General features: G+C 56.9%; 9 protein-coding genes. 1 reads left to right on the top strand and 8 read right to left on the bottom strand.

Annotated elements, in window-relative coordinates; translation table 11 throughout:
- Positions 1-28 precede the first annotated feature (28 nt).
- On the top strand, positions 29-1,243 hold the full coding sequence (locus AB7U36_RS11015) for an MFS transporter (RefSeq protein ID WP_428159826.1): 1,215 nt from the start codon (positions 29-31) through the stop codon (positions 1,241-1,243).
- 13 nt (positions 1,244-1,256) lie between these two features.
- Here the strand turns inward: AB7U36_RS11015 and AB7U36_RS11010 are convergent, their stop codons facing one another.
- The 8 genes from AB7U36_RS11010 to AB7U36_RS10975 all read right to left on the bottom strand — a co-directional run bounded on the left by AB7U36_RS11010 (position 1,257) and on the right by AB7U36_RS10975 (position 10,237).
- Complete coding sequence (locus AB7U36_RS11010) at positions 1,257-2,060, bottom strand: BadF/BadG/BcrA/BcrD ATPase family protein (RefSeq protein WP_428159825.1); 804 nt, start codon at positions 2,058-2,060, stop codon at positions 1,257-1,259.
- Positions 2,057-3,022, bottom strand: coding sequence for a BadF/BadG/BcrA/BcrD ATPase family protein (locus tag AB7U36_RS11005; protein WP_428159824.1), 966 nt, complete (start codon positions 3,020-3,022; stop codon positions 2,057-2,059). Before AB7U36_RS11005 ends, AB7U36_RS11010 begins: the two co-directional genes overlap by 4 nt.
- The gene (bcrB, locus tag AB7U36_RS11000; protein WP_428159823.1) at positions 3,000-4,292 is read right to left on the bottom strand and encodes a benzoyl-CoA reductase subunit B; all 1,293 of its coding nucleotides are present in this window, start codon (positions 4,290-4,292) and stop codon (positions 3,000-3,002) included. Before bcrB ends, AB7U36_RS11005 begins: the two co-directional genes overlap by 23 nt.
- A gap of 1 nt (position 4,293) precedes the next feature.
- Positions 4,294-5,451: a 2-hydroxyacyl-CoA dehydratase gene (locus tag AB7U36_RS10995; RefSeq protein ID WP_428159822.1), complete on the bottom strand. Its 1,158-nt coding sequence runs from the start codon at positions 5,449-5,451 to the stop codon at positions 4,294-4,296.
- A gap of 15 nt (positions 5,452-5,466) precedes the next feature.
- Positions 5,467-6,549: a hypothetical protein gene (locus AB7U36_RS10990; RefSeq protein WP_428159821.1), complete on the bottom strand. Its 1,083-nt coding sequence runs from the start codon at positions 6,547-6,549 to the stop codon at positions 5,467-5,469.
- A gap of 23 nt (positions 6,550-6,572) precedes the next feature.
- On the bottom strand, positions 6,573-6,812 hold the full coding sequence (locus AB7U36_RS10985) for an acyl carrier protein (RefSeq protein WP_428159820.1): 240 nt from the start codon (positions 6,810-6,812) through the stop codon (positions 6,573-6,575).
- Between the two features lie 51 nt (positions 6,813-6,863).
- Positions 6,864-8,372, bottom strand: coding sequence for a benzoate-CoA ligase family protein (locus tag AB7U36_RS10980; RefSeq protein ID WP_428159819.1), 1,509 nt, complete (start codon positions 8,370-8,372; stop codon positions 6,864-6,866).
- Between the two features lie 338 nt (positions 8,373-8,710).
- Positions 8,711-10,237, bottom strand: coding sequence for a DUF3426 domain-containing protein (locus AB7U36_RS10975; RefSeq protein ID WP_428159818.1), 1,527 nt, complete (start codon positions 10,235-10,237; stop codon positions 8,711-8,713).
- Positions 10,238-10,376 lie beyond the last annotated feature (139 nt).

Genomic DNA, 10,376 nt, shown 5'->3' with positions numbered 1-10,376 from the left:
CCCCATGCTGACCCAATAAGGAATGTCCATGCAAGCCAACAACCCAAACGATCAGGCCCTGCCGGAAAAGTTCTGGACCCGGGGCTTTACGGTGATCCTGGCCATCGCCTTCCTGACCTATGCCAACATCTCGGTCTTTTTCGAATTCTTTGCCTATCTTAAGACCTGCCCCATTGACCCGTCCTGGTTCGGCACGCTTATGGGGATTTTTGCCGGGGTATCGCTGTTGGTCCGGCCCCTGGTCATCCCCTTTTTCCAGCCCGGCAACGCCCGAAGTTTCCTGGTCCTCGGAACGGTGCTGGTCATTCTGGCCCTTGGATCCTACAGCCTGACCCGGAGCCTGCCGGGTCTGATGGGTGTGCGCATCTTTCACGGCCTGGCTTTTGTAGTCATGGGGGCGGCCCTCACAGCCCTGATGATGCCCCATGTGCCCAAGGGGGGATCTGCCCGGTTTTTCGGCATCATCTCCATCGTGGTCCTCATTCCCAACACCCTGGTGCCGCCGCTGCTCCCCTTTCTGACCCGGGTGCTGGGCGGGTTGCCCGGGGTGCTGCTGGGCTTTGCGGGCTTGAGCGCCCTGATCTTCCTTCTCCTGCCCCTGGTGCCGAAAAATGCAGCGGACGGAATCCGGCACAAGGACCAGCACCTGAAACTTTCCCGAAAAGAGATCATGGCAAACCTCACGGACCCGAAGGTAGTCCTTCTGCTTTTGGCCATGCTCTGTCTTTACTGCGGCCATGCCCTGGTTTTTTTCTTTTTGGACGGGTTCAGCCGGGAACTTGCCATACCCAACGCCGGCCTGTTTTTAACCCTTTCCACTGTGGGGGAAATCGGGATCCGCCTCTTTGCCGGCAAGGCCATGGACCGGGCCCCCAAGGACCGGCTGCTGATTCTGACCCTGACAGGTCTTACACTCTCCTTTCTGCTGCTGGGCAGCCTTGCCTTGCTGCCCCTGGGATTTCGCCTGCCTCTGTTCTATGCACTGGGCGCCCTGGCAGGTCTGGGGTGGGGCGTGGCCATGCCCGTATTCAACGGACTGATGTTCGATATTTCAAACCAGAGGCTCCAGAGTTTCAACACCAACCTGGGATTCCAGATGTTCCAGGCCGGTTTTTTCCTAGGCCCATTTTTGGGCAGTGCCCTGGCCGGCGTTGCCGGATTCGGCCCGGTTTTTTACCTGGCCGCCCTGTTGAGCCTGGCAGGGGTTTTCATGGTGGGAATGTTTAAAAAGAGAAATATATGACTGAAAATGCCATCTATTTTTTCAGGCGGCCCAGCCTGGTGCCGCCCCAGAGCGCGGCCCCGATGGCACCGGCAAAGGGGCTTGTTTCGTGGGTTTTCAATGAAAGCCCAAGGCCTGAGGCTGAAAGGGCCTGGGACAGGGCGTGGATAAAGCCCTGGTCCGCAGCCAGGCCGCCTGTAACGGCCAGCGGAGGGATAAGGCCTGCGGTGGAGAGCAGCTTCACGGCCCGTTGGGCCATGGCGTCGTGGATGCCCCGGACAATGTCCGCCATGGGAACCCCCCTTGACACCTGATTGATGATGTCGGTTTCCGCCAGGACCGCGCATACTGCGGACAGGGAGCTTGGATCCTCTGAGGCAAGGGAGAGGGCCTGCATCTCCCCAAAGCCAAGGCCCAGGTACTGGCCCACATTTTCTAAAAACCTTCCCATGCCCGAGGCGCATTGGCTGGTCATCTTGTAGGAGAGGATCTTCCCCTGGGGGTCCAGCACCATGGCCCGCATGTGAAGGGCGCCGATATCCAGAACGCTCATGGCTTCGGGGGAGAAATGCCGGGCTCCCCGGGCGTGGCAGGTCATGGCGAAGAAGGTGCCGGTACGGGCGGTGACGGCTGTCACGTCCCCCGTAGCGGCGATGTAAGAGAAACCATCCAGGGGGAAGCCGGCCTGGGCTGCCGCTTCAAAGCAGCGGTTCACCGCCGTTTCCGGAGCTCTTTTCCGCAGGGTTTCACGACAGCAGAAAAGCAGGTCGTGGCTCTCCTCGGCCATGACCGCGAGTTTAACTGCACCTGTTCCCACATCGCATCCGCAAAGGCTCATAATGTCTCCAGGGCGTACAGCGCGGCGCCCAGGGCCCCGGTATAGACGGCATCCGGGTGAATATGAAGCGTAAGATCCGGATGGTCTTTAGCCAGGTATTCTTTCAGGGTTCTGACCACGGCCTGATTTTGGGCCACACCTCCGGTAAAAACCAGGGCATCAAAGATCCCCCCGGACCGGGCCAGCAGTGAGAGCGCACGAAGGACCACGGCCCGGTGGAGCCCTAAAAGCACCTCCTCCTGCTTTTCACCGGCATACAGCAGGCTTCTCACTTCCGTTCCGGCAAAGACAGTGCAGGTGGAGGTCACGGGGACTGCGCGGCAGGCCGCGCAGGCTAAAGGCCCCAGGTCGGTGAGGCCGATCCCCAGCTCCTCAGCCACGTATCCCAGGTACCTGCCGCAGCCGGCCGCACACCGGTCATTCATGAAGAAGGAGGCCACAAGTCCGTTTTCATCCAGCTGGATGGCCTTGGTGTCCTGGCCGCCGATGTCCAGGACGGTCCGGGCATCCGGGAACAGGTAACGGGCTCCTTTGCCGTGGCATAGGATTTCCGACCGGATTTCCGTTTCCGGAAAAGGCAGGAGGGCGCGGCCGTAACCGGTCCCGATCCGGCCGGAGATCCTGGGCCTTATTGCCGCAAGTTTCGGGATCAGGGGCCGTACGGCCGGCGGCAGGTCCGTGGCGGCGGTCTCGTCCAAAGCCTTTGAGGACACGGTGTTTTCCGTGCTAGCCAGGCGCAGGCATCTTTCAGTTTGGGTCAGGGTTTCGGTGGAAAGGCGGCCGAGGCTGCCCAGCAAAGCGAGGTCGGCATCCAGGATCGCCTCCCTTGAGGCGATGTCTGCAGAAACCCGGTAATCGGCCCGGGTGTTGGTGATGCCCCGGCCCAGAACTTTGCCCTCTTTGCCCAGCAGCACCGCCTTGCAGGTGGTGCTGCCCAGATCAATGCCCAGGGTTGCGATCATGGTAGGCCCTTCTTTCGTCGATCATCTGGAAATAGGCATCCAGCCGGTTTTTGATATGGGCCCTCGAAAAATACTGGGGATCCACCAGGTCCGATTCAATGAAACCGCAGGGTTTTCCGGTCCTCTTTTCCACTTCTTTCAGGATCAAAAGCTGGCCTGCGCCAAAGGAGTTGCAGCTCTTGACAGAGTGGACCACAAGTCCATCCGCCTTGTAATCTTCCATGAACCGGGTCAGCAAATCCACCCGGGCCGGGATACTCAGGTTGGTGTAGCAGCCCATGCAGTACCGGGCAAAGCTTTCCAATGGATGGTCCGGGTCATGCCGGAAACCATGGTCGTAAAGCCCCCCCACCCGGACGTAGGAACCGGCCACCACCACCGCTCCCTTGCGGTAAAACAATTTCCACAGCTCCCAGAAATGGGTCCAGTTCGGGGTGCCCTCCACCACCAGGCGGTAGCGCTCTTCCGGTAAATCCCCTTCCAGGGTAAAGGCGGTGCGGTTTTCTTGTATCCGTTTTTCGATCTCTTCCAACAGGAGCCGGTAGTATTCAACAGCCTCCAAGGTTCCCCGAAAGGCGGTGAATATGGGAAACATATAGAACACCCCGCCAAAGTAGCTGTCAATGGGGGAGGGAACGTGTTGCGCACTTTCCAGGCACCGGACGAACAGGGATTCTGACTGGGCTGCAAGAAGGCACATGTCCCGGATTCTTTCCGGGTCGTAGGGCCTGCCCGAGACCCGGGCCATGGCCGGGACGATCTCCTCTTCCAGCTGCCGCACCACGTACCGGACCATGGCCGGGGTGACGATACCCTCGGCCTGGTAGGGCACATGAAGCATGGCCATGGGGCAGTCGTACAGGGCGGCAAGGTTTTCGAACCACTTCATGAAGGTAAAGCAGCCGGTGTAGGAAAGCAGTAATAGGTCCGGCGGCGGCAGGGGCTTTCCGGCCGGGCCGGTGTTGCCCAGAAGCATCATGCCGATGTCGCACTTCACATAGGAGCAGACATCTTCGGAGTGGCCGGCCATTTCTGCCCGTTTGATAAAATCACCCGAATCCCCCCGGAGCGCCGACTGCAGGGCATTGATCTCGGGATAGACCGGCAGCAGGTCAAAGGAGAGGATCAGTTCCGTAAGGTTCCCGGGCACAAAGGTGTAGACAACTTTCTGACCCCGGTCCCGGGCCGAAGCCAGACTGTCGAAGTAATTGTCCAGAATCTGCTTTTGGAAGCGTTTGGCAGAAAGGGGTTTCACGGGGATTCTGTCCATGTCAGGACTCCTTGGGCCACAGGCGGATGCTGTCGCTGAAGGTGCCGGCGACCTCGGCAATGCCGCTGTACTGGCAGGTGTTCTCTGCATATTTAAAGCTGGCGCTGGGAATGCCCTGGGTTTCCAGAGCCTCCCTGAGCATGGCCCGGTCCAGCAGGGAAGGGTCACAAAAGGAGGGGGCCGCGAAGATCACACCGTCGGCCCGGTGTTCCCGGACCAGAGCCAGGAAGGTTTCCGCCTTTTCCCGGGGGACGCAGTACTTAAAGGGGGCCGGGCCGGACCGGTTCAGGTAACCGTCCACAAGGCTTTGAAAAGGATCGCCCGTTTCCTTCAGGGGAGCGGTGAACCAGTGCAGCCCGAGTAACAGGTCATGGCTCACGATATAGCACCCCGAAGCTTCGATGGCCTTGAGAAGGCCAATTGTGGGCTGTTCGCAAAAAGCCCCGGCCAAATGGACCCGGATGTGGTCCAGGGGGCGGCTCTCCCTGTTTTCGGCAAGGGCGAGGTAGGCGGCAAGCTGGGGGACATGGTCCTCGGGATGGAGCACCAAGGCGCTGCGCAGCAGGGTGTACCATTCATCCACAGGCACCTTCCAGGGAAATCTTGACCTCAGGCCGGCCAACCGTCTGAAAAGGTCTGTCTGCCGGTTGGTCAGGGAGATGGCCTGGGCGAGCCTTTGGCTGTAAGCCCCATCAGGAGGGTGGCCCAGGATGCGGGTGGCCAGATCGATGAGGGTCTCGTGAAAGAACCGTCCCCCGGTTTCCGGAGAGAAATTCTGGGGCAGGTCCAGATATGCAGCCCACTGGTGGGGAAACAGGATCTGCCACATGCCGGAAAGGTTGCGCATCACATCGCAGATGGACGAAAAGATGACGCCGGAAAACCCTCCCAGGGCAGGGGCTGTTTCAAGAACGCTCCGGGGCAGGCGGCAGATGTAGGACTGGTAATAGATGTCTCCCCGAATGATTTCAACCTGGGGGCCTGCGCCCCAGAGCCCCACCGCCAGTCCCCCTGCGGCGTACACCAGTTCCCGGGGGGCGTAAGCCGGTAAATAGCCCACCACCGGCGCGCCGGGGTGGCGGGACTGCCATTGGGCAACTTCGGTGAATTCAGGGTCTTCCCACATGGCTTTGAGGCGGTCGAAATCGGGCAGCGTCATGGAGTGTCCCTTTTTTTAGATTTCCGGGCCAGTCCGGCTGGCACAGTTCCGGGCATCCGCCGCCACCATCTCCCCGATGGTTTTGGCTTTCTTGGAATGGAGGCGGATGGTGCTGAAATCGGGCAGTTTCAAGAGCTTTTGCATGAGTATTCCGTCTGTATCGAACCAGCGGGGGAGCAGACCGCCAAAGAAATATCCCCGCTCCCTGAGCATCTGGACCGCAGTAGTGCCGGAAGGGTCGGACAGGTTGATAAAAACCTGACGCACGGCAGCGTTCCGGGTGTCCATATCCGCCTCAAAGGCCGAGAGACGGGCGGGGAAATCCGTCCCCACTGCGACGAGGTTGACCCGGCCTACCCCGGCAAATTCGATGAAAACGGTGTCCATGACAGTGGCTGTCCCCCGGCGGGGAGCTGTCCTTCCTTCCGGGCCCAGAATCAGATTCATCCCAAGATCCGCCAGGATGAACGCGGCCTGTTCCCGGTAGGCATCGGGAATGAATATCTCCCGGGGCCGGTCCTTCCATGACCTGAAGAACATGATGCAGGAAATGCGGTCCACTGCCTCGTTTTCTTTTATGTAGACCTCCTGGGGCATGAGGCCAACTTCCAGGGCCGTTTCGGACAGGCCAGCCAGGCGCGTAGATTTCTGGGTGATGATATGGTTGCAGACCGCCTCGCCAAAAATACCGTCAGGGCAGACCCGCCTGAGAAGTTCGCCGGCCACGTACTCGTTGATCCGGAAGGCGGCAAAGGTGGTCCTGTAGTCTTTCAGGACAAGATACTGGCCGATTTCCAGAAGGTTGTTGTAATGGGGCGCACTTTTGTACATTGCCCCGTGGGCCACGATGTCTCCTTGGGGGGTTCTTGCCACAACGGAATGAATGTCGCCGCAACGGTTGGCCTCAATGAGTTTTTCGGGGATATAGTAGGTATCAAAGGGATATGCCGGCCCGTATACGGCAAGATACAGGGACGCGATTCCCGGTGCGTCCTCCGCACGAAACCTGTCAATGACAAAGGTCTGTTCCGGATCCACGAAAAGTTCCTTTTCGACCCTCATATTAAGATTTTGCCCCTCGGGGCCGGCATATTCCATGGGTGTCTACCTCTCTTTCAGGTTCAGCTCAGTTTCTGATTAACAAAGGCGACAAAGTCGTTGACGGTTTTAAGCTTGGTGGCCTGGGCGTCGGACAGGTTGACGCCGAACTTCTTTTCCGTGGCCACGGCAATCGCCGGCATGTCGATGGAATCGAGGCCCTGCTGCAGCAGCGGGGTGTCGACTTTCAGCTTGGCGGCAATGTCCTGGTCTTCAATGGTGTCCTTGATGACGGCGAGAATATTTTCTGCGGTAACTTTCACGGGTTTTCTCCTTATTAATGGATTATTGGGATGCAAACAAGAACCACGGCCTCAGTCTTTCTTTAGCCGGAATCTTTGAACTTTACCGGTTTCGGTCTTGGGCAGGCCCTGGACAAAGTCGATCTGTACCGGGCACATATAGGCTGGGAGCTTTGCCAGGACATGGCGGCGGAGTTCCCCGACGAGTTTGGGATTTTCCTCCAAGCCCGGCCTGAGCACCACCAGGGCCAGGGGTTTGGCCAGGCCTTCCAGCCTGCGGTGGGACACGGCGCACTCCAGCACCGCTGGATGCTCCCGGAGGACCGCTTCCACCCGAATGGGAGAAACCCAGTTGGCGTCCACCTTGAACATGTCGTCCCCCCGGCCCTGGAAGGCGAAGGCCCCTTCTGTCCCCGGGGTTTGGATGTAAACATCCCCGGTGTCCAGCCACCCCTCTTCCCTCATGGTTTCCCGGGTTTTTTCGGGGCGGTTCCAGTAATGGGGGGCGGTGGCATCACCCCTGATCCAGAGGCGTCCCAGGGTGCCGGGGGGCACTGCGCGGCCGTCCTCGTCAACCACCTTGGCCTCCCAGCCCGGGACAGGGATGCCCGAGGTCCCGGGCCGCACCTGGCCCGCCCGGTTGGACAGGAAGATGTGCAAGGCTTCGGTGGACCCGATGCCATCCAGAATCTCCACGCCGGTGAGGCGTTTCCAGTCATGAAAGAGATCGGCGGGAAGGGCCTCGCCCGCGGATACGCAGAGGCGCAAGGGGCCGGTATCCAGGGCCTCGGTCTCCATGGTTTTCAACAGCATGTTGTAAACGGTGGGGACGGCGAAAAAAAGCGTGGGACGGTATTGCCCGATCATATTCAAAATGTCCGGGGAGGCCGGAGGACCGGGATTCAGGATGACAGATGCGCCGGCCCTCAGGGGAAAGGTGAGGCTGTTCCCCAGGCCAAAGGCGAAAAAAAGTTTGGCCACGGAAAAGAAGCGGTCGGTTTCGGTGGCATCCAGCACCTGCCGGGCATAGGTGTCTGCGGTGGCGATCATATCCCTGTGGCGGTGGGGCACGCCCTTTGGGTTGCCGGTACTGCCGGAACTGTACAGCATGAAAGCGATGTCCGTTTCCCGGGAGGGATGGGGGGCAAATTCCGGGGAGGCCTGGGTGATCCCTGCGGCATATTCCGGGGTGTCCACATAAAATCGATGCCGGAGCGTGCTGCCGGAAGCCTGGGCCGCGCTGCAGCCGGTACGGGTGACCAAGGCAACGGCCCCGGCATCCTGGACAATGAAGTCGTATCCGGTCTTGGAAAGGGCCGGGCTGAGGGGCACAGGCCAGGCCCCGTGCCGGATGCTGCCCAAAAAGGCATAGAAAAAGGCCGGCGAGTCGGGCAGGGCAATGATGAGCCGTTCCCCGGGACGTACGCCGGTCTGGGCGAGCAGCTTGCCGAACCGGTTGATCCCCTCCTGAAGAGCGGCGTAGGAAATTTTTTCGTTTCTATAATAAATGGCCGTTTTGTCGGGTTTTTTTGAGACGTTCGGGTCAACGAGTTCGGACGCTGCATTCAGGCTACCGTTCATGGGAGCACCTTCGGTTTCTTCCTGTGGAGCCCTTGCCGGGAAAGTTTAAAATGTTAAACCAAACAAGTTCGATAAAAATAAATGTTTGGTTAATATACACCCTTAACTCATCATCAAGTCGTTCAAGTTCGAAATTCAGATCAATTTTACTTTATTTTGACTTTATAAGAAACTATAGACAAAATACAGGAAACAAGAGGGCGAAGCGCCTGGGGCGCCCATTTTACCCTGCACTGTTGGTGTCTTTAGTTTCATTATTCGTTGTGGGCTTGCGGCCCATGTGGGTTATACGAAGCAATACCCAACTCAAACTTAATACTGATTCATGCGTTGCTGCTTTATTTTTCGTCAGGCTCAAATCCGTGTACCGCCACAGTGAAGTTGGTCAGATCCTCGGGCAGGTTGGAAAAAACCAGCATAAACATGACCGTGTCACCGGGCTTGATATTGACATTGGTGTTCTGATTTCCCTGTCTTACCGCCATCTGCTTGGTTATGTCCGAGATATTGCCGGACGTAAGTGTCTCTTCAGGAATTATATTTCCGCAATAGGCAGTCAGGGTTTCTGCTTTGGTGCTGTCCTTTGTCATCAGGGTGCCTTTGACCTGGATGTAGCTGACAGAAGTATTGGACGGATTTTTAATCCTGCCTGTGACAATGAACAATTCCCCTGCGCTTTTATTGGAAACAAACCGGCCATTGATACTGGATTCGTCCGGTACGGGATTCAGTGGCGGCTGGGGTGCCTGTTTGGGCTCAAGCCATTCGGTGATAAAGGGAATCTGAATGTCGGACACCGCCGGAATGGGTACGCCAAGGCGGAGGATTGCCACATAGGCAGCCAGAATCAGCAGAAACAGCACCATCAAAATTTTAACCGGCAGGCTTATCCCCTTTTTCTTCTTTGTGCCCCGTTTTTGACGGACACTTTGTACGGCCAGGGGCGTGATCAATGGATTTGGGTCGATTAATGCCGACATGGTGGTTTCGGTCTCGTCATCTGTCGGGGGCAACGGGGTTTCAGGCGCAGATGTGTACTCTTCCACGTCAGGGTCCGGAATGGTTATGCCGATGTCTTTCGGTTCAGTATCCTGATCCAGCACCTTATCATATTCTGCGAATTTATCCTGCTCTGAGACGGTTTGTTCAATATCTTCATCCGTTTTCTGGTCATCTGTTTTTTCATGATCATCATCTTTTATATCCAGTTTAAGATCATCCATGTCAAAGGAGATCTCTTCCAGCTCAAGGTCTGGTCCTGTAGCTTCATCCTGGGCAAAACTGATTTCAATATCAGCCGTATCCGTATCTGAATCTGCAGACACTAATGCCGGCTCAGAAGAGACTCTATCTCCAAATTCAAAGTTCTGGAAGTTCACTTCCGGTTTATCTATCTCAAAATCAACAGTTTCGAAACCAAGGTCGTCTTCGTCAGAGTCCTGGGCCGGGTCTTTAATCTCAATATTCTGGTTCTGAGAATCTGGCGCTTCTGTGTTTGTCCCGGGTTCAGACAGGTCCTGCTTAAATTCCGGATCATCGAATTCAATTTCTAAGAACTCAATATCTGTCTCTTCCAGGTCAGAATCCAGGCTGCCAGAATCCCTGTTTATACTGAAATCGTCATCTTGTTGTGATACGTTAAAGTCTGAATCGTTTTGGATCTCTGGTGCATCAAAGGGGATATCCTTTTCTTCAGGTTCCGGCGGGCCGGGGATTTCAACTGCAGAGGGCGCTTCCGGGGTTTTTCCTGAAAAGGCTGTAAAAACATGCCGGCATTTGCTGCATCTAACCTTTGACCCCCCAGGCTTAATCAGGGCGTCATCAAGGGAAAATCGGGTTGAGCACGCTTCACAGGTAATTATCATTGGGCATCCCCTAACTTTATAATTTTAAATTATAACCCTGTTTCCTTTAGTTCCTTGATTAGTTTTTGCTGTTTTGGATCCAAAACCTTTGGCATGACTATATTAACCACAACATAGAGATCTCCGCAACCATTTCCTT

The sequence above is a fragment of the Desulfobacter sp. genome, from assembly GCF_050177295.1.
This window is presented reverse-complemented; position numbering and strand designations above follow the sequence as displayed.

Coding starts and splice junctions, on each gene's coding strand:
- AB7U36_RS11015 (WP_428159826.1), top strand. CDS start 29: ATGCAAGCCAACAACCCAAACGATCAGGCCCTGCCGGAAAAGTTCTGG.
- AB7U36_RS11010 (WP_428159825.1), bottom strand. CDS start 2,060: ATGAGCCTTTGCGGATGCGATGTGGGAACAGGTGCAGTTAAACTCGCG.
- AB7U36_RS11005 (WP_428159824.1), bottom strand. CDS start 3,022: ATGATCGCAACCCTGGGCATTGATCTGGGCAGCACCACCTGCAAGGCG.
- bcrB (WP_428159823.1), bottom strand. CDS start 4,292: ATGGACAGAATCCCCGTGAAACCCCTTTCTGCCAAACGCTTCCAAAAG.
- AB7U36_RS10995 (WP_428159822.1), bottom strand. CDS start 5,451: ATGACGCTGCCCGATTTCGACCGCCTCAAAGCCATGTGGGAAGACCCT.
- AB7U36_RS10990 (WP_428159821.1), bottom strand. CDS start 6,549: ATGGAATATGCCGGCCCCGAGGGGCAAAATCTTAATATGAGGGTCGAA.
- AB7U36_RS10980 (WP_428159819.1), bottom strand. CDS start 8,372: ATGAACGGTAGCCTGAATGCAGCGTCCGAACTCGTTGACCCGAACGTC.
- AB7U36_RS10975 (WP_428159818.1), bottom strand. CDS start 10,237: ATGATAATTACCTGTGAAGCGTGCTCAACCCGATTTTCCCTTGATGAC.